Here is a 17,291-nt window from a genome sequence, read left to right as displayed (position 1 = left end):
AAGAGCACATCGTGAAAAAAAATACACGCCCCGCCGTCGCCGCCGCCCTTGTCAGTCTCAGCTTGCTCATGTCAGCGTGCTCGCCACCGACACAACCGGCAAGCTCCGACGCCAATGTCGCCGTCGACCCCGCCAAGACTTTGAACGTCGGCTTCTTCGGTTTCGCAAAGTCGAATGCCTTTGCCCAGGGAGTATTTCTCGGCGTACAGCAAGCTGCCAAGGCTAACAACGCTGAGGCAACTTTCGTCGACTCGAATTTCAATGCCCAAACTCAAGTACAGCAGGTTCAGGATGCCATCACCTCGCATCAGTTTGATGTCATGGTGGTCCAGGCAAACGATAATCAAGCACTGGTCGCACCGCTGACACAGGCCGTCAAGGCCGGCATCACAGTAGTGACAGAGTTTTCAATCGTCGGGAACAAATTCGATACCTTCGAGCCCCAAATCCCGGGCACGATCAGCATCGTGGACATGCCAACCAGCAATGGGAAGGCTCTTGGCGAAATGGCCAAACAGGCCTGTGCAACGGTTACTGCGGACATCTGCCAGGTCGCTTATCTGGAAGGCTTCAAATCACTTCCCCTGGATAACGCGCGCACTGACGCCGCTAAAGCTGAGCTTGCCACCGACCCCAAGATTAAGCTCGTGGCCAGTGTTGAAGGCGGCTACACAGCGGACGAAGGCAGGAAGGCGTTCCAAGACGTATCTCAGGCAAATCCAGGACTAAACGTGGTGATCGGGTCTTCCCAGGCCATCAGTGGTGCAGCCCAGGCGGCAGGCCAGACCGACATCAAGTTCATCGGCAACGGCGCTTCCAAGTCCAACGTGGAAGCTGTCCGGTCCGGCAAGTGGTTCGGCATTTACATCAATGACACCGTCAAGGACGGGGTGAAAGCTACTGAGTTGGGTCTGGCTAAAGCCAGGGGACAAAAGGTAGAGACAGCCATCAACGAAGCGACGCTGGCCCCCAACAATGCCATTGGAACCAAAGAGGTGCTGGACAAAATCAACTACGTTTCTGCGTACAGCGACTAACGGAAACTCCTAGCACGACATGTGATCAGTTGCCTGGCTCCGCGAAGCCAAAGTAATCCGCAAAGCCCGTCGGGCCAGGCAACCGGGATCGCAAAAATTCCTCATTTCATGGACAACTACAGAAGTCGGCAAAGCTATGAACACGTTGATGGCAGACGGTGGTGCAAAATCTGGGGACGCAACGGAGCTTCCTCGGGGAATCTCCGTAGCGGGAACTGGAAAGCGATACGCGGGTGTTCCTGTCCTAAACGACATTAACCTCACGATCGCCGAAGGCGAGATTCACGGAATACTCGGCGAAAATGGTGCCGGCAAAAGCACTTTATTGAAAATTATCGGTGGAGCCGTAACGGCAGACTCTGGCTCAATCTGCTTGAACGGCAAGAAAGTCAAGATTGCTACACCTCGGGATTCAATAGCCCACGGGATATCCTTGATCTCGCAAGAACTCTCTCTCATCCCCAATCGGACAGTTCTGGAAAACGTCTTTTTGGGCCGTTGGGCCAATACGGCCGGTTTGGTGACGGGACGCCGGGACCGGGATCACTTCACGACACTGATTCGAGAAACCGGTTTCGAGCTGGATCCCGATACGGTGGTCTCCCAGCTGTCAATTGGGCACGCGCAGCAGGTTGAAATCCTCAAGGCGTTGGCACGGGGAGCCACTATCCTCTGCATGGACGAGCCGACGGCAGTCTTGAACGAAATGGAAAAGGCAAACTTGTTGCGGGTCATCCGCAGGCTTTCCGCCGCAGGTACAACGATCATCTTGGTTTCTCATTACCTGGAAGAGGTCTTGGAAGTTTGCACCCGCGTCACCATCTTGCGGGACGGCGCCCATATTTCTACCGCTGACGCCTCCGAGCACACACCAGCCTCCCTCGTATCACTCATGGTGGGGCGCGAAGTGGACTATCTCGTGCCTGATCTCCCTCCCGTTACAACGGGGGCTGCCACAGTCTTAGAGGTGCAAGGTATCTGCAGCAGCACTGTACAGGACATCTCGCTTACTGTGCGTCGGGGAGAGATCCTGGGTTTGGCCGGACTCGTTGGCAGCGGGCGCAGCGAAACACTTCTTGCCGTGTTTGGTGCGGAGAAAGTGAGCGCGGGAAGTGTCGCGGTCAACGGACAGCGCATCCGAGCCAATTCCATTCGTGACGCGATCAAGGCAGGGATCGCTCTTGTTCCGGAATCTCGAAAGGACCAGGGACTGGTCATGTCACGATCAGTGGTGGAAAACATCGCGCTGGCGACGTTGCACATCCGCTCGCGCGCTGGCTTCGTTCGTGGCGCTGCCGAAAAGAAGGCGGTGGCACTTATGAGCACGGCCGTTGATTTAAGGGGTGCCCGGCCAGGCTCACCCATTGAAGGCTTGTCCGGAGGAAACCAACAAAAAGCCCTCTTTGCCAAATGGTTGATCCATCCACCCGCTGTACTGCTGGTCGATGAACCCACGCGAGGAGTCGACGTGGCAGCAAAGACTCGCATCCACAAGATGATCATCGACTTGGCCGCGAAAGGTACGGCCGTGGTCGTTGTCAGTTCCGAACTCGAAGAAGTCATTGGCCTCTCACACCGAATCAACGTGATGCGCCGTGGCCGGATAGTTGCCGAATTTGACCGCAATGCCTCCCGCGATGACGTCATGACGTCAGCATTTTTGAAATAGGTAAATCACATGACATTAAAAACAGCCACCGCACCCAGAACCTCATCTGAACCGTCGGAAAAACGCAGGTTCAGGCCAAATCTCAGAGATTTTGGTGTCACTTTCGGACTGGCAGCCATCATGCTATTCCTGGCCCTGAACACCACCACGTTCCTCACGGGTCAGAACTTCATCAACCTTTTTGACCAAGCAGCCGTAGTCGGACTCCTGTCCGCTGCCGCAGCCCTCTGCATCATTAGTGGCGTGTTCGATCTTTCCTCAACGGCAACGCTGGCATCCTCCGCGATCATCGGCGTCATGGTGACAGAACGTTTCGGTGTCGCCGCCGGCTTCTTCGGCGCGCTGCTGGCAGGCCTAGTTCTTGGCACGATCACCGGTCTAGTGGTTGTGGGAACGAAGGTTAATTCTTTCATCGGCACCCTGGCCATCAGCATCATTTACCGCGGATTGGCGATAGTTTTGACCGGCGGGGCCATCGTTTCCCCCAGAGCCGATCAGATCTTTGCTTTTCAAACGTGGACCTGGCCGAGCCTATTCGGGCTCACCGCCGGTTCGCTCCTCATGCTCGTCACAACCATAGTTCTGGGTATAGTCCTGTGGCGGACCACTTTCGGCCGCCGTATTTACGCCGTCGGAGGTAATCAGGAAGCGGCAAGGCTTAGCGGTATTCGCACAGGGTCCATCCATGTCGCAGTGTTCGCCATCAGTGGTCTGTGCTCGGCCATGGCGGGTATGATTCTGGCGTCCCGGGCTGGCTCTGCACAGCCATCCATGGCACTCGGCGTTGAGCTCACGGCCATTGCCGCCGTTGTCATCGGTGGCACCAGTATCCTTGGCGGGCAGGGAGCCATGTGGCGGGCCTTCGTGGGAGTTATGGTTCTCACTGTCATTGGAAACGGCTTCAACCTTCTTCATTGGGACACCACCTACCAGCAGGTTGTCACGGGAGCGCTAATTTTGGCGGCTGTCGCGGCGGACGGCTTGTTCCGAAAACGGAGTAAATGAGCAATTATTGGTTTTGACTATGAACTCGCGAAAGCTAAGGGTAGTGACGCTGCAAGGGAGTATCGAAGCATGCGCATAGGGCTGAGAGTCGAAGATGGCGCCTGCCAAGGGGTGATGATGGCCGGTCAGACCAAGGTTGCGGAGGTCTCCACGCGGGACGCTGCTTCGCTGAGCGACGCTGCGGAACAAACACTCAATGCGCTCAGCACAACCATGGGAGCCAACGTGGGTGAGATCATTGTGGACGTGGGGCGGGTTCTTTCTTCTCGGCCTTTGTCCAACGTCGCCGTCATCCGAATTTCACCTCGGCCCCCCGCGGATGTCTTCCACACCTCCAAGCTCCCCAGGATTGTGGAAGGGATCGCCACCCGGATCATGCATGTGCGCGGCGGCCATGACATCAGAGCTCACGAGCTGGCCAAGCTTGATTTGGCCACTTTCGAAAGAAATGTCGCGTCCCTTGTTCAGGGCCACCGGAATGTGGCGATCACGGCGCTAGGCGCCAACTCCACCGATGAGCACGAAGCCCGCATTGCCGACGCCATTTTGGCCCATGATAGTGATGTGCGAATTAGCATTTCGCACGATTTTTTTGCCAATGCGTTCCGTGATCGCGACTTCACAACAACCCTCAACAGTGCGCTGATGGAGACAGGAGAATATCTTGCGGTATGCCTTGAACAGCTTGGTCACCGATATTTTCCGGGCGCCAAGGTTTCCTTCGTGAAGAACGACGGCGGCCGCGCAAGCATAAGCCACCTCGCGGTGAGGCCAGTACATGCGCTGCATCCGGAACCGGCATCTCAATTGGTAGGTTTGGCCCTTCTGTCCGGCCAAGCCGATGGTGAAATCATTGTGGGAAGCGAACACTCAGTCAGAGCGGGCACCACGCGGGACGGTCTCCCCACGTCCACAAGTCTCCTACGAAACGTGTACGAAGCAAGCCTGGCGACCAATGCTGCGGCCATTGAAAAGTACACCGCCTACCATCCTGTACAGCCACTTACCCCGACTACCGTGGTCGACCTTCGCCTAGACCGTGACGGGCCGCTTCCCTTCGGACTGGAGCCAAGCTTTAGCACGCAGGACGACGCTGCGCTGATCGGTTGTGCAACAGCGCCGTGGACTGCATGGATCGATCGACTCGAAAACGTCGCCTCCAAGGAGGACCTCCAACGCGTTCAGCGGATAGCCGAAGAGGATGCCAAGTCGATCGTCGTCCAGTCGGGTGGAAGCCCGGTATTGACACGAGTGATGGAAGCAAATTCTTACGCCTTGCCGTACGGCAATCCGGGGATTGTCCGGGTACGCGTCCAGGCTGCGGATAATTCAGAGCCGGGAATCACTGCCCTGCCAGCCGACTGCCAGCAGCGGGTCAAGGCATGAGAACCTTGAACAGCGAAGACGTTCGGCACTTCAGTAAAGGGGCAAACTTCCTTGCTTGCCACATCGACCCTGCCGCCGTCTTCGCCTATGAAGAAATGATTGTTCAGGCGCTTCCCACCGGCGATGTCCGGCTGATAAACATCGACGAACTCGATCCCAATGATCTGGTGGTAGCGCTCGGCTTCGTCACTCAGGGCCTCGCTATCGCCGATATGCCACCTGTGGGGGACGAATTTGTCCGTTGCATTCAGGCGATTGAGCAACGATTGGGGCGCAAGGTTTCGGCGCTATATTCCTTGGCAGCAGGGAACATCAATGGTATTTTGCCGTTGATGACGGGCCTGCAGACGGGCCTTCCGATCGTCGATTCCGACCCCATGGGACGCGTACTACCGCTGATCAGTCAGACCACGCTTACTCTTGGCGGTGTCCGTATCAGTCCCATCGCAGTTACGGGAGTGACGGGCGAGCACTCGACTTTGGATGTCGAGGACCCCCAGAGGGCAGAGACGCTGGTACGCTCCCTCGTCATTGAACTGGGAGGGTGGGCAGCAACTGCCATGTATCCGTGCACAGGCCAGCAACTAGCGGAGCACGGCATTCACGGAACGATGACCAGAATGATAAAAATCGGTGAGATTTTGGGTGCTGAAGAGCCCGTGGAGAGCAAATATGTGCAGCTGATGCGCTTACTTAACGCTACCCGGGTGGCCCGGGCCCGAGTCAAGCACATGGAGAGTTTCTCCCGAGACAAGGCGTTGGGCTTACCGACACAAACCACCAGCTTGACGCTCGTCGCGGAACAAACCGGGCAAATTATTCGTCTTGAAATCGGAAATGAGATTCTCCTCGTGCTCGTCGACGGCGCCGTGGCTGCCGCGGTTCCCGACATCATCACCTTGCTCAGCGCTGACCTGGGTCAGGTAGTGAACTTAGATGACGTCAGGGTGGGGCAGCTGATCGACATCTTCCTCACACCGGCGGCACCGATCTGGTACACGGAAGCCGGACTGAATTTGGCCGGACCGCCAGCCTTCGGTCTGCAGCTGCAACATCCGAGGTGTCATGCCTAGCCCAAGCAAAGCAATACGCCTGGACGTGGCCGGAGTTGTGGCTCATGGTGCGCTGAGTACTGTAACCATGCTCTATGCCGCCTCCACCAATGCGGTGATCGACGGTGTGGTCATTGTCTCTGATCTGGAGACCATCAAGAGAGTGCCACCGAACACAGTTGTGGTCCTCTCCACTCATGTGGGATCCGGCGGTTGGCAAGTCTCCGCCGCTCTGCGCCACGCGTGGGAACGGCGGGCTAGTGCCGTGATTATCGCCCAAAGCACCTATGCAGAATCGGTGATCAGTTTGGCTGAACGGCTTGATATCAACTTGATGGCTGCCGAACAAGACCCATCGATCATCGCGCTGGCATTGGCCGCCGAAATCGGTGCCGTGAAGTCTTTGGCAGAAGTAGATCTGGCCCAGTTTGCCAGGGCGGTGACGAAGGAAACTACGGTCACTACCATTTTGAAGACCATTTCCATCCGACTAGGGGGTTTCCGGTTGACTCTAGAACACGATGGAATCGTTCTAGCAGCTGCCGGCCCTGCCGCTGACGGTGGGCCAACTGTCCAGCTCGAGTTACCGTCGGCGGCTAACTGGGGGCAGCTGAAACTCAGTGCCAGCGGGCCAAAGACCACCGAACTGAACGCTTTGGATGTGAGAACGTATTTAGAGGTGGCAGTCCCATCCATCCAGTCGGTGTGGATGGCCGGGGAGATCAACGATTCCGCTGCGAGCGCCCCCACCCTAGCACTTACAGACGTCAGTGATTGCCTACAAGTTGATGCCCAGCTGGCTGACAAGGCTCGTCCCAACCTCTTGGCCAAGCTAGGGTGGCATTCCGAGCACAGCTATCAAGCCGTCTGGATTGCTCACCCGGCTCACCAGCAGCACTCAATGGGAAGAACGGCGATCCTTCGGTTGCTGTGGCGAAAAGTGGCTGCCCGGCGACCACTGGCAGAAGTGCGCGGCGGTTGGCTTTCTCTGATCCCGGTTGATGAGAGTGAAGATCCTGGCCAACTGCCATCACGTATTGGCGAGAAAGTCAGTTCCTCTTTGGCCGAGCTCGGATTTTCCGTCGGGACTTCAATGCGGCAGTCCGGAGTTAATAATTTGCCTGCCCTGGCCCAGCAAGCGCGCGTGGCTGCCGACTACGGCATTCGGATCGCTCCGGGCACCGTCACGTCCTTTGGGGACCTTGGCATGGGCGCGGTGACCGCCTACATGGACGACGCCGCCATTTCCTTGGTAGCCGGTTTGACGCTTCCAGCACTTATGGCAGCTCCGGATCGGGAACAGATTATCCGAGACACCCTCGCCTTCCTCGAGCATCAAAACTCCATGACGCTGGCAGCCAAGGCACTCAATATCCACAGAAACACCTTGCAGCAAAGGATCAACAGGATCAGGGACGTGGGCATAATCCTTGACGAACCGGAGCAGATCCTACCCTTGCACCTCATTCTCACCGTATTGAAAAGAACCCTTCAAGGTTCTACCACCGAGCAGAAAGACCCCCATAATGGAACAATTCACCTCACTTGAAGACGTTTTCGCCTATGTTCAAACCAGTATCGGTGCGCGCTTGTTTACCGTTTCGCTGATTGCTGATGGTGGTACCAGTATGGCGCGCGTGTACACGACGCACCCAGACGTGTACCCGGTGGGAGGTAAAAAGACCTTCGCCGCGGACACCAACCCGGTCTGGCTAGAACAAGTTGTTGAAGGACACCGACCCTTTCTTGGTAAGGATGAAGCTGCGGTGAAGTCCTTCTTTTACGATCACGAAACCATAGAGTCGTTGGGCTGCGGCGCCATTGTCAATGTCCCAGTGGTCAAGAATGGCCTGACTATCGGATCCATTAACTTCCTGGATGCCGCGGGAAGCTACGACGAAGACTCCGCCGCTGCGGCGATGCAGATCGCAGCAAGGTCGGCTGACCTTTTGGACGGAATGCTCTCCAACTAGTACTGGCGTGATAACACCATGTGCAACTTGCGAAAGCACCGACCCTTTAAGGTGGCGTATTTGATGGGGATCAGAGAACAAGCTCCATATTGTTGCTGCCTCCGGCAGGGCCTCTCAGTTAGAGACCCAGCGCGGTCCGGCGTCGTGCCTCCTGCGCCAGCTAGCGCTCCATCTTCGGCAACTCTGCGCTGAACCACCGTGAAAGCCCATCGGATCCGTTCGGTTAATGCCGCTCGAATGCGTGAATCGCTGGATACTTCCACCCAGCTCACGCAGGTTCACGAGGTGGATGTCAGTGCAATTGTGCGATTGCGTGCGCGTACAAAGGCGTCAGTTGTTGCCACCAATGGGGTGAATCTGACGTATTTGCCCTTCATTGCATTGGCAGTTGCCGAGGCGCTCAAGGCGTATTCCATGCTGAACGCGTCCTTTGATGAGGCCGCCGGCACCATCACCTACCACGACGCCGAGCATCTAGCCTTTGCCGTCGACTCGCGCAAAGGGCTGCTGGTTCCGGTGGTCCGTGACGCCGGAACGTTGAGCCTGGCCGGACTGGATGCAGGTATCTCCGACGTCGCGTCCCGCACCCGCACCCGCACCCGCACCCGCAATGGAACCATCAAGGCCGACGAGCTCAGCGGTGGCACCTTCTCCATCACCAACATTGGATCGGTGGGAGCATTGTTTGACACTCCCATCATCAATTCCCCGCAAGTTGGAATCCTTGGTGTGGGGGCCATGTGCTGGCCATATGCTGGCGCTGACTCACGTCCCGGCCTGGCGCTGGTCCGGCGCTGGTCCGGCGCTGGCCTGGTGCTGGCCTGGTGCTGGCCTGGCGTCAGATCTCGTGGGCGATCCACTGGGCAGGGTCCGGCCTGCGGTATCTGTCGCCATGGTCTCTGAGCTTGTAGCTGATCCATGACGTGGAATAATCGCTCCCAATGATTGCATCAGGATTAAAGCCAGCGACTTTTGCTGCCGAGACAGGCTGGCTTCCATTTGTCAGCCTAGCCATCGTCGTGGCATTGGCCGTTTTGATCGGCGGCTGGGTTTGGTTCTCGCGGAGGCGCTCAGCTTCTGCAGCGCTGTCCTCCAAGGAACTCTCCGCTATGGAAGATGGGGAGCTTCTCAATGCGCTGGAAAACCTACTCATGTTTGAAGAGAAATTCACCAAGACTGGCGATGCCCGCCCATCTCCCGAAGTTCCGTTCAATGATTCTGGGCTAGCGGACCAAACTGCTCTCACAATTGCCCTTCTGCGTACCGAAGTCATGAGGCGCGGGCTAAGTTGCTAGATTTGGCTGCGGCACAGTCGACGGCGTCGACCTGGCCAGTGCTTAATCAGTAACTTTTAGCGATGGGCTGGGATGCAGACCACTCTTATTCTGAATAGAGCGTAAACAGCGCTGCAGGACGTATCGGACTGCAGGGACTCTCCCATCACAGCCTTGCCGCCGAAAGTGACTTGCATGCGATGCGATGCGAGATCGCTTTCAATCCTGACGCCGGAGCGCGGAGCGTCGTGCAGTGAATTCTGGTTCGTCGATCTCACCCCTGGCAAACCGTTCGTGCAGAATCCGCTCCGCATCGAAGTGCGGAGGCCGCACAGGGTCAGGGCCTTGATGCGGATGAGTACGTCGAAGCAGAAGAATTACGACTGTCACCACACCTCCCCAAAACACCAACATCATCACGATCATCGCCACCCAGGCACCTGCACCCCAGCCGATTCCGTCCCATCCATACATCATGACTTCATCCCGTCCTTGTGTGCTGTGCGGCCTTTGAGTGGAGTGTATGGCTTCCGTCGCCTGGCAGAACAGAGTCGAAGGTCCTCAACCCGGCCGGGATCCAGCCGCATGCAGAGTGGAGGATGAGTTTCATATCACCTTGACCATGGATACCCCTAGGGGGTATATTTGGTTTGTTGTCAATGAAGTAGTTTGTCCCGGCTGAGGAGCATTCCGGCCGCCACTGCCGTTCAACCCCAACGCACCCTTCATCCTCATTAAAAGGAGTCAACTGACATGTGTGGAACCGACACCCGCAAAGACCTCAACCTGACACCGGTAGCCGACAGCAGCTGCGCGTGCTGCTCCACCGACTCGGCCTCAACCGGCTCGAACGCCGCAGTCTCGACCCCCACTGTCCGGACCCCCACTGCCCGGACCCCCACTGCCCCAGCCCAAGCCGCTGGCGTGGGGTACGGCATGGAGGGCCTAACGTGCGGGCATTGCGTGAAAACCGTGGAAACGGCGCTCTCAGCCCTTCCGGAAGTGGAATCAGCCACCGTTGAACTGGTGGCCGGCGGCGTCTCGCAGCTCTCCATCATCGGTAGTGCCAGCCGGGAAACGGTACAGTCCGCCGTCGAACAAGCAGGCTACACCCTGACCCGAAGCTAACCAGCTACCGGTTATTTCTGCACGGCCCAGCAAGGAGTGAGATGGACAAGCACAGCAACCCCACCGACACCGCACCGAAGCAGGCGCTTCCCGGAGCGCACTCGACCACAAAGCATCCCATGACGGGTCACCCGGCGATGGGTCCAACCGGCATGGACCATGATGACCATGCCGTGCACAGCGAGGGCCAGCACGCAGGGCACAGCACCGCCATGTTCAAGAACCGCTTCTGGCTGACCCTGCTCCTATCCATCCCTGTCGTGTTCTTCAGCCCCATGTTCGGGCACCTCTTGGGCTACACCTCGCCCCAGTTCCCGGGCTCGGCCTGGATCCCGCCGCTGCTGGGCACCGTGATCTTCTTCTACGGCGGCCAGCCGTTCCTCAAGGGTGGGTGGCAGGAAATCAAGTCCCGCCAGCCAGCCATGATGTTGCTGATCTCCATGGCCATCACGGTCGCCTTTATCGCTTCCTGGGTGACGAGCTTGGGCATTGGCGGCTTCGACCTGGATTTCTGGTGGGAACTGGCCTTGCTGGTGGCCATCATGTTGCTGGGGCACTGGATCGAAATGCGCGCACTCGGTTCGGCGAGGGGTGCGCTCGATGCCCTCGCTGCCCTGTTGCCCGATGAGGCCGAGCGGGTTGTCGATGAAGGCACCGAAACCATCAGCATCGCGCAGCTGAACCCCGGCGACATTGTCCTGGTCCGGCCAGGCGCCAGGCTGCCGGCCGACGGCGTGATTACCGACGGCTCCTCGGAAGTGGACGAGTCCATGATCACCGGCGAGTCCAAGACCGTCTCCCGTACGGTCGGAGACTCCGTGGTGGCGGGTACAGTTTCCACGGATAACTCCCTGCGGGTGAAAGTCACGGCCGTCGGAGATGACACAGCTTTGGCGGGCATTCAGCGGCTGGTGTCCGAGGCCCAATCCTCCACGTCCCGGGCACAGGCACTGGCTGATCGGGCTGCGGCATTCCTGTTCTACTTCGCCGCTGGCTCCGGCGTCATCACCTTCATCGTATGGTCGCTCTTGGGCAGCATTCCCGATGCCGTCACACGCACGGTCACAGTGCTCGTCATCGCCTGCCCGCACGCACTGGGTCTAGCCATTCCATTGGTCATTGCCATCTCCACCGAACGCGCAGCCAAGGCAGGGGTATTGATCAAGGACCGGATGGCTTTGGAGCGGATGCGCACCATCGACGTCGTCCTCTTCGACAAAACCGGCACCTTGACCAAGGGAGAGCCCGCTCTCACCGACGTCGCTGCCATTGAAGGTGTGAGCGCGGATGAGCTGCTGGCACTGGCTTCCGCCGTGGAATCCGACAGCGAACACCCCGTGGCCCGCGCCATCATTGCAGCTGCACAAAAGACCGGTGCACCGGCCATGGCAGCAACCGGTTTCCAGTCGATGACCGGGCGGGGAGTTCAAGCCACCATTGATGGTTCCACCGTGGCCGTCGGCGGTCCGGCGCTACTGAAGGAACTTGATCTGAGCGAACCGGAGCGGGTCTCTTCAGCGACTACCGGATGGATGAGCCGAGGAGCTTCAGTGCTTCACGTCATCAAAGATGGCGCCGTGATTGGCGCCGTCGCCTTGGAAGACGAAATCCGTGCGGAATCCCGGCAGGCAGTCCACGCCTTGCAGGCCCATGGCATCAAAGTTGCCATGATCACCGGTGACGCCCATCAGGTCGCGGCCACTGTGGCCACCGAACTCGGCATCGATGAGGTCTTTGCCGAAGTCCTGCCCCAAGATAAGGATCAAAAAGTTGCTGAACTCCAGGGCCGTGGAATGAAAGTTGCCATGGTCGGCGACGGCGTCAATGACGCACCCGCACTTGCCAGGGCAGAAGTCGGCATCGCCATCGGCGCCGGTACGGACGTCGCCATGGAATCTGCAGGGGTAGTCCTGGCAGGTAACGACCCCCGCGCGGTCCTCTCCACTGTGGACCTCTCCAAAGCCAGCTACCGCAAGATGTGGCAAAACCTAATCTGGGCCACCGGCTACAACATCATCTCTGTCCCACTGGCTGCCGGAGTTCTGGCCGGCGTCGGCTTCGTGCTCTCACCCGCGGCGGGGGCTGTGCTCATGTCTCTGTCCACCATCGTCGTGGCACTAAATGCCCAACTGCTGCGCCGGCTCAAGCTCAACCCAGCTGAAGTGAGCTAAGCACCAGCACACCCGTACCTCCCAGTGCGCTCCGGTACACTACACAGCGACCGGCACCGACAAACCACCAGAAAGGATCCCGCCATGAACACATCAAGCACGTTGCGACTACCGGGATTCTTTCCGCACTGGGCCGGGCTGCTCACCCTCAGTCTTGTCATTATGGCCGGCCTTCTGGGCATGCACATGATCGGCGGTGCACAGGCGGCATCAATGTCACCGATGGCGCAGGCGTCGCCGATGGCACCGATGGCACAGGCGTCACCGATGGCACCGATGGCACAGGCGTCACCGGCGTCATCAATGGCACCGGCATCACAGGCACACCGCGCAACGCAACCAGCTATGTCAATCGCGGACCATGCGAAAGTTCCGGATGCATCAAATCATTTGGACAGCGCCACGGTATGTGCGTGTTCGCCCTCGGGCTGCGAGATGCTTATGGCCAGTCACGGGTCCTGTATCCCTGCCGTTGGGGCTGCAACACCAGCGGCCCCACAACCAGGGCTTGCCCCCGATCCCTCCGCCGGTCCCACCTCATCGGACCGTGCAGGATACAAGTTCATCGGGCGTCTCCTGGACCCGCCGTCCTTGACTCAACTTTCCATCAGCCGGACGTAAACCAACGATCCTGACCTGTCACCGTGTGACGGGTCCTCGTTAACGCACCCCATAAAAAGGGTGACGTCCACCTATCGTGAAAATTTTGAGTTGAGGACTGTTTACTGTGAAAAAGATTCTGCCCCTTTCCGCCACTGCCCTGGCCGCCCTAATTGCCCTGTCCGGTTGCTCCACGGACACCAATGGCAGCTCAATGCCGGGCATGGACCACGGCAGCTCGGCCATGTCCACCGCGCCGCCAACCAACGTCGGTACTGAAACCGGCGCCGACCACAACGCCGCGGATGCGATGTTTGCCCAATCGATGCTGCCGCACCACTCCCAAGCCGTTGAAATGAGCGATATCATGCTGGCAAAGCCCGGCATGGACGCAAAAATTGTATCCCTGGCCAAGGACATCAAAGCCGCCCAGGGACCTGAAATCACCACGATGACGAACTTCCTCAACTCCTGGGGTGAATCCACCACCATGACCGGCAATCACAGCATGGCTGGCATGCTGGCCGGCACGGATTTGGACAAGCTCAAGGCAAGCCAGGGAACCGAAGCCGCAAAAATGTTCCTGACGCAGATGACCGCCCATCACGAAGGCGCTCTGGAAATGGCGAAGATCGAAGTCAGCGGCGGCAAGAATGCCGAAGCCGTCACGTTGGCCAAGTCAATTGTTTCCAGCCAAGAAGCTGAAATCAAGGCCATGACAGAGCTCCTGGCAACTCTGTAAAAAGCCGACTGCTCTCATGATCGGTGGCGAACCCAGCTTTGGGCCGCCACCGATCTCTGCCTTCCCCTCTTTCCCTCTTTCCCTTGGAGAACCTTGATGACCCCTCGAACCCTCTTTTTGCGTACCCGTTTTCCGCTGCTCGGCTCAGCCCTGCTCCTCCCACTGGCTCTGCTCGGCTGCACACCAGCAACAACTGCTGCAGTTTCTCCCGAAGCAGTGCCAGCTACAGCCGCGCATGTCCACGGGATCTTTGTGGATCCTGTATCAACGCAGATCCTCCTTGCCACCCACGACGGCCTTTACGACGCCACCGGCCCCACCATGACCAAAGTCGGCACCGAGACCATTGACCTGATGGGATTCACCGCAACTGCCGATCCGAAAGTGTTTTACGCCTCCGGCCACCCCGGCCCCGAATCTTCGCTGCCTGAGCCCATGGGTTTGATCCGTTCCTCGGATGCTGGCAAAACATGGGAACCGATCTCACGTGGCGGCCAGTCAGATTTCCACGCACTAACCTCCACCGACCACGGTCTGATCGGCTTCGATGGGAAGCTGAGTACCAGCAACGACGCCGTCACCTGGGTAGCGTCTACGGCCAGCTTCAGCCCGGCAACCGTGGCGGGAAACCCGGCCACGTCCGTCGTTTTGGCCACCACTCAAGAAGGACTGCAGCGTTCCACCGACAGCGGGAAAACGTGGCAACCAGTCCCGGGCGCCCCACTGATGCAGTTAGTGTCCTTCGCCGCCGGAACGCCGGAGGCGGGGCCTGCCCCCACGCAGGTAGTCGGCGTCACCCCTGCAGGCGATGTCCATGTCTCTCTTGATGCCGGGCTGACGTGGACGGCAGCAGGAAAGGTTGAGGGACAGGTCCAGGCCGTGACCGCCGTAGCTGGCACGGCTGGCAAACCCAAGATCTGGGTGGCCACGGCCGCTGGCGTCCAGAGCTCGTCCGACGGCGGAGCCTCCTTCGCCCCGGCCACACCCTAACGCCGTGGATATCCGAGAACAGTCCACCACCAACGCCGCCGACGGTCCAACAGGCCACCAACAAAGGATTTCATTATGACCAACACACCCACCCGGCGTTCCTTCCTGGGATTGTCCGTGGCCGCTGCGACCATGACGGCCCTAGCCGCCTGCACTCCCCCATCAGCAGCATCCGGCCAGAATCGCATCAAGCCCACGGATCCGTTGATCGCGGACGTCGAAGCCAGCCGGGCCGCCACGGGGAAAACCATCACGACCACCCTGACACCGGCACCGCTGACCACCACGCTGTCAGGCAAAACGATCACGACTGCCGGCTACAACGGCTCCCTCATGGCACCAACCCTGCGCGGTACGGTGGGCGATCAGTTCAACGTCACTATTGCCAACAAACTCAGCGACGCCACCAGTGTGCACTGGCACGGTTTGGCTCTGCGCAACAATGACGACGGCGTTCCCGGCCTCACGCAGGACGCTTTCCCATCCGGCTCCCAGAACGGCTACAACTTCAAGCTCCCCCACCCGGGCACGTACTGGTACCACTCGCATGTGGAAATGCAACGCGAACAGGCCCTCTATGGAGCGCTCATCATCGAGGACCCGAACGAGGCTCTCGTCTATGACAAGGAGTGGGTGATCGTCCTTGACGACTGGCTCGACGGCATCAACGGCACACCAACGGACGTCTTGAAGGAACTCTCCCAAGGCATAGGCAACATGGGAGGGGGCGGAATGAAGGGCATGGACCACGGCAACACCAGCCAGGACGGCGCCATGCCCATGGGCCACATGCCATGGGTGCTTCCAGCGACTTTTTGGGCGGTGACGCCGGGGACGTCGCTTACCCCTTCCATCTCTTCAATGGCAAGGACCCGGGAAATCCGGAAACGTTCACAGCCAAACCGGGCGAGAAAATCCGGCTGCGCATCATCAACGCGGCCGGTGACACCGCCTACCGGATCGGTGTCCCGGGCCAGCAGCTAACCCTGACCCACACCGATGGGTTCCCCGTCCAGCACACCAAGGTCGACGCCGTCGTACTGGGAATGGGCGAACGCATCGACGCGCTCCTGACCGTCCAGGACGGCTACACGCCGTTGCTGGCCCTAGCCGAAGGGAAAAGCCAGATGACTTACGGGCTCATCTCCACCGGAACCGGGACTGCGCCGGCACGGGAGAGCCTGCCAACCGCCCTGACCGGAACAGTGGTCGACGGCGGCCAGCTCACCGCAGATCCGTCCGTGACTTTGCCCGCGAAGAACCCTTACAGGGTCCATGAAGTGCGGCTTAGTGGTGGAATGATGAAGTACGACTGGGGCATCAACGGCCACCGCTTTGACATGACTAAACCCTTTGCGAACGCGTTCGACCTCAAAGACGGTGAACGCGTTGAGGTGAAATTCATCAACGAAACTATGATGTGGCACCCCCTGCACATCCACGGCCACACGTTCCAAATCGGGACCGAAGGCGCCCGCAAGGACACCGTCATCGTCCGCCCCATGACAACCGTGACCGTCCAATTCGACGCCGACAATCCCGGGCAATGGCTCTTCCACTGCCACAACGCCTACCATGCCGAACGTGGCATGATGGGCGTCTTCTCCTACCTCAGCTAAGACCTTAACCCGACGATGGATGCATCCGGGCACTCATGCCAAGGTAAACCTGGCTCCCTTCAGGTTCTCTGCGGACCCAAAGAGTCGCCTGGGACCTGAAACGGGTCCCGGGCCGGCTCCTTGAGTTCCACGAAGAAAACGTGGGTGTCAGTTTCTCCGGAGTTTTTCCCGCAATGGTCCTGAGACGACATCCACCGTGCCACACCAGAAGGCATATCCACATCAACGCTTTGCCCATTGGAAGAGAGCCGGCGGCCATAAGTCGCAGCCTAGCTAAGTTCACCTTCGGCCAGGCGACCCACTACATCCGTGAGCATGGGGAGACCGGAGACGATGTCCGCGTCATGCGTGTACTCATGTTCGTTGTGGGAGATGCCATCCACAGAGGGGACAAACAGCATGACTGTGGGAACAATGTCCTTCATATTGGTGGAGTCATGCCCGGCCAGGTTCTTCACTCGCTGATGGACCAGTCCAAGGTTGGCGACAACGGCGTTGTAGTACTCAGCATGGCAAAAGAGCAGCGGCCCCACTCCCCTTCCGGGAGTGGGGCCGCTGCTCTTTTGTGGCTATGAAAGTGGGGTGCGGATGAGTTTCTTGTTGACGAACTCGCTCATGCCATACTTGGCCAATTCGCGGCCCACG

General features: G+C 58.8%; 17 protein-coding genes and 2 pseudogenes. 16 read left to right on the top strand and 3 right to left on the bottom strand.

Annotated features, from left to right (window positions below):
• Positions 1-11 precede the first annotated feature (11 nt).
• The 9 genes from LOH53_RS00295 to LOH53_RS00255 all read left to right on the top strand — a co-directional run bounded on the left by LOH53_RS00295 (position 12) and on the right by LOH53_RS00255 (position 9,417).
• Positions 12-1,037: a sugar ABC transporter substrate-binding protein gene (locus tag LOH53_RS00295; protein ID WP_230065724.1), complete on the top strand. Its 1,026-nt coding sequence runs from the start codon at positions 12-14 to the stop codon at positions 1,035-1,037.
• Positions 1,038-1,173: 136 nt separating this feature from the next.
• On the top strand, positions 1,174-2,706 hold the full coding sequence (locus LOH53_RS00290; protein WP_230065723.1) for a sugar ABC transporter ATP-binding protein: 1,533 nt from the start codon (positions 1,174-1,176) through the stop codon (positions 2,704-2,706).
• A 9-nt stretch (positions 2,707-2,715) separates the two neighbouring features.
• Entirely contained in the window at positions 2,716-3,711 is a 996-nt protein-coding gene (locus LOH53_RS00285; protein ID WP_230065722.1) for an ABC transporter permease, read from the top strand.
• 69 nt (positions 3,712-3,780) lie between these two features.
• Positions 3,781-5,097 (top strand): hydantoinase/oxoprolinase family protein, encoded by a 1,317-nt coding sequence (locus LOH53_RS00280; protein WP_230065721.1) that lies wholly within the window; start codon positions 3,781-3,783, stop codon positions 5,095-5,097.
• Complete coding sequence (locus tag LOH53_RS00275; protein WP_230065720.1) at positions 5,094-6,170, top strand: DUF917 domain-containing protein; 1,077 nt, start codon at positions 5,094-5,096, stop codon at positions 6,168-6,170. The genes LOH53_RS00280 and LOH53_RS00275 overlap by 4 nt, the downstream gene beginning before the upstream one ends.
• Positions 6,163-7,698 carry a PucR family transcriptional regulator gene (locus tag LOH53_RS00270; protein WP_230065719.1) on the top strand — a complete coding sequence of 512 codons (1,536 nt, stop codon included), beginning with the start codon at positions 6,163-6,165 and terminating at the stop codon, positions 7,696-7,698. Before LOH53_RS00275 ends, LOH53_RS00270 begins: the two co-directional genes overlap by 8 nt.
• Positions 7,676-8,122, top strand: a complete 447-nt coding sequence (locus LOH53_RS00265) for a GAF domain-containing protein (RefSeq protein ID WP_230065718.1) — start codon at positions 7,676-7,678, stop codon at positions 8,120-8,122. Before LOH53_RS00270 ends, LOH53_RS00265 begins: the two co-directional genes overlap by 23 nt.
• Positions 8,123-8,320: 198 nt before the next feature.
• The gene (locus LOH53_RS00260; RefSeq protein WP_376992003.1) at positions 8,321-9,025 is read left to right on the top strand and encodes a 2-oxo acid dehydrogenase subunit E2; all 705 of its coding nucleotides are present in this window, start codon (positions 8,321-8,323) and stop codon (positions 9,023-9,025) included.
• A 38-nt stretch (positions 9,026-9,063) separates the two neighbouring features.
• Positions 9,064-9,417 (top strand): hypothetical protein, encoded by a 354-nt coding sequence (locus LOH53_RS00255; RefSeq protein WP_230065717.1) that lies wholly within the window; start codon positions 9,064-9,066, stop codon positions 9,415-9,417.
• Between the two features lie 198 nt (positions 9,418-9,615).
• Here LOH53_RS00255 and LOH53_RS00250 read toward each other — a convergent pair whose 3' ends face one another.
• Positions 9,616-9,873 carry an SHOCT domain-containing protein gene (locus LOH53_RS00250; RefSeq protein WP_230065716.1) on the bottom strand — a complete coding sequence of 86 codons (258 nt, stop codon included), beginning with the start codon at positions 9,871-9,873 and terminating at the stop codon, positions 9,616-9,618.
• Positions 9,874-10,149: 276 nt separating this feature from the next.
• On the opposite strand from LOH53_RS00250, the gene LOH53_RS00245 reads away from it, so the two are divergent.
• The 5 genes from LOH53_RS00245 (at position 10,150) to LOH53_RS00225 (ending at position 15,027) form a co-directional block, all read left to right on the top strand.
• Positions 10,150-10,524, top strand: a complete 375-nt coding sequence (locus LOH53_RS00245) for a heavy-metal-associated domain-containing protein (RefSeq protein ID WP_230065715.1) — start codon at positions 10,150-10,152, stop codon at positions 10,522-10,524.
• Positions 10,525-10,565: 41 nt separating this feature from the next.
• Positions 10,566-12,695 (top strand): copper-translocating P-type ATPase, encoded by a 2,130-nt coding sequence (locus tag LOH53_RS00240; RefSeq protein WP_376992008.1) that lies wholly within the window; start codon positions 10,566-10,568, stop codon positions 12,693-12,695.
• A gap of 84 nt (positions 12,696-12,779) precedes the next feature.
• Positions 12,780-13,316: a hypothetical protein gene (locus LOH53_RS00235; RefSeq protein WP_230065714.1), complete on the top strand. Its 537-nt coding sequence runs from the start codon at positions 12,780-12,782 to the stop codon at positions 13,314-13,316.
• A gap of 106 nt (positions 13,317-13,422) precedes the next feature.
• Positions 13,423-14,037, top strand: a complete 615-nt coding sequence (locus tag LOH53_RS00230) for a DUF305 domain-containing protein (RefSeq protein ID WP_230065713.1) — start codon at positions 13,423-13,425, stop codon at positions 14,035-14,037.
• A gap of 96 nt (positions 14,038-14,133) precedes the next feature.
• Complete coding sequence (locus LOH53_RS00225) at positions 14,134-15,027, top strand: F510_1955 family glycosylhydrolase (protein ID WP_230065712.1); 894 nt, start codon at positions 14,134-14,136, stop codon at positions 15,025-15,027.
• Here LOH53_RS00225 and LOH53_RS00220 read toward each other — a convergent pair.
• The gene (locus tag LOH53_RS00220; RefSeq protein ID WP_230065711.1) at positions 15,024-15,335 is read right to left on the bottom strand and encodes a hypothetical protein; all 312 of its coding nucleotides are present in this window, start codon (positions 15,333-15,335) and stop codon (positions 15,024-15,026) included. The genes LOH53_RS00225 and LOH53_RS00220 overlap by 4 nt on opposite strands.
• 25 nt (positions 15,336-15,360) lie before the next feature.
• Between LOH53_RS00220 and LOH53_RS00215 the strand changes: the two are divergent.
• Together LOH53_RS00215 and LOH53_RS00210 are read left to right on the top strand one after the other, a co-directional pair.
• Positions 15,361-15,573: pseudogene (locus LOH53_RS00215) on the top strand (multicopper oxidase domain-containing protein); the annotation flags it as partial.
• A gap of 248 nt (positions 15,574-15,821) precedes the next feature.
• Complete coding sequence (locus LOH53_RS00210) at positions 15,822-16,646, top strand: multicopper oxidase family protein (protein ID WP_230065710.1); 825 nt, start codon at positions 15,822-15,824, stop codon at positions 16,644-16,646.
• 269 nt (positions 16,647-16,915) lie between these two features.
• Here the strand turns inward: LOH53_RS00210 and LOH53_RS00205 are convergent.
• Positions 16,916-17,137 (bottom strand): annotated as a pseudogene (locus tag LOH53_RS00205) (M20/M25/M40 family metallo-hydrolase); the annotation flags it as partial.
• Positions 17,138-17,291 lie beyond the last annotated feature (154 nt).

The organism is Arthrobacter cryoconiti (genome assembly GCF_020905375.1).
Classification (GTDB): Bacteria; Actinomycetota; Actinomycetes; order Actinomycetales; family Micrococcaceae; genus Specibacter; species Specibacter cryoconiti.
Note: the sequence above shows the minus strand (reverse complement) of the source record. Positions and strands in the feature narration are given on the sequence as shown.

What these genes read in the sequence shown, in the direction of transcription:
- LOH53_RS00290 (WP_230065723.1), top strand. Translation starts at nt 1,174, where the DNA reads ATGAACACGTTGATGGCAGACGGTGGTGCAAAATCTGGGGACGCAACG.
- LOH53_RS00285 (WP_230065722.1), top strand. Translation starts at nt 2,716, where the DNA reads ATGACATTAAAAACAGCCACCGCACCCAGAACCTCATCTGAACCGTCG.
- LOH53_RS00280 (WP_230065721.1), top strand. Translation starts at nt 3,781, where the DNA reads ATGCGCATAGGGCTGAGAGTCGAAGATGGCGCCTGCCAAGGGGTGATG.
- LOH53_RS00275 (WP_230065720.1), top strand. Translation starts at nt 5,094, where the DNA reads ATGAGAACCTTGAACAGCGAAGACGTTCGGCACTTCAGTAAAGGGGCA.
- LOH53_RS00270 (WP_230065719.1), top strand. Translation starts at nt 6,163, where the DNA reads ATGCCTAGCCCAAGCAAAGCAATACGCCTGGACGTGGCCGGAGTTGTG.
- LOH53_RS00265 (WP_230065718.1), top strand. Translation starts at nt 7,676, where the DNA reads ATGGAACAATTCACCTCACTTGAAGACGTTTTCGCCTATGTTCAAACC.
- LOH53_RS00255 (WP_230065717.1), top strand. Translation starts at nt 9,064, where the DNA reads ATGATTGCATCAGGATTAAAGCCAGCGACTTTTGCTGCCGAGACAGGC.
- LOH53_RS00250 (WP_230065716.1), bottom strand. Translation starts at nt 9,873, where the DNA reads ATGATGTATGGATGGGACGGAATCGGCTGGGGTGCAGGTGCCTGGGTG.
- LOH53_RS00245 (WP_230065715.1), top strand. Translation starts at nt 10,150, where the DNA reads ATGTGTGGAACCGACACCCGCAAAGACCTCAACCTGACACCGGTAGCC.
- LOH53_RS00240 (WP_376992008.1), top strand. Translation starts at nt 10,566, where the DNA reads ATGGACAAGCACAGCAACCCCACCGACACCGCACCGAAGCAGGCGCTT.
- LOH53_RS00235 (WP_230065714.1), top strand. Translation starts at nt 12,780, where the DNA reads ATGAACACATCAAGCACGTTGCGACTACCGGGATTCTTTCCGCACTGG.
- LOH53_RS00225 (WP_230065712.1), top strand. Translation starts at nt 14,134, where the DNA reads ATGACCCCTCGAACCCTCTTTTTGCGTACCCGTTTTCCGCTGCTCGGC.
- LOH53_RS00210 (WP_230065710.1), top strand. Translation starts at nt 15,822, where the DNA reads ATGGGTGCTTCCAGCGACTTTTTGGGCGGTGACGCCGGGGACGTCGCT.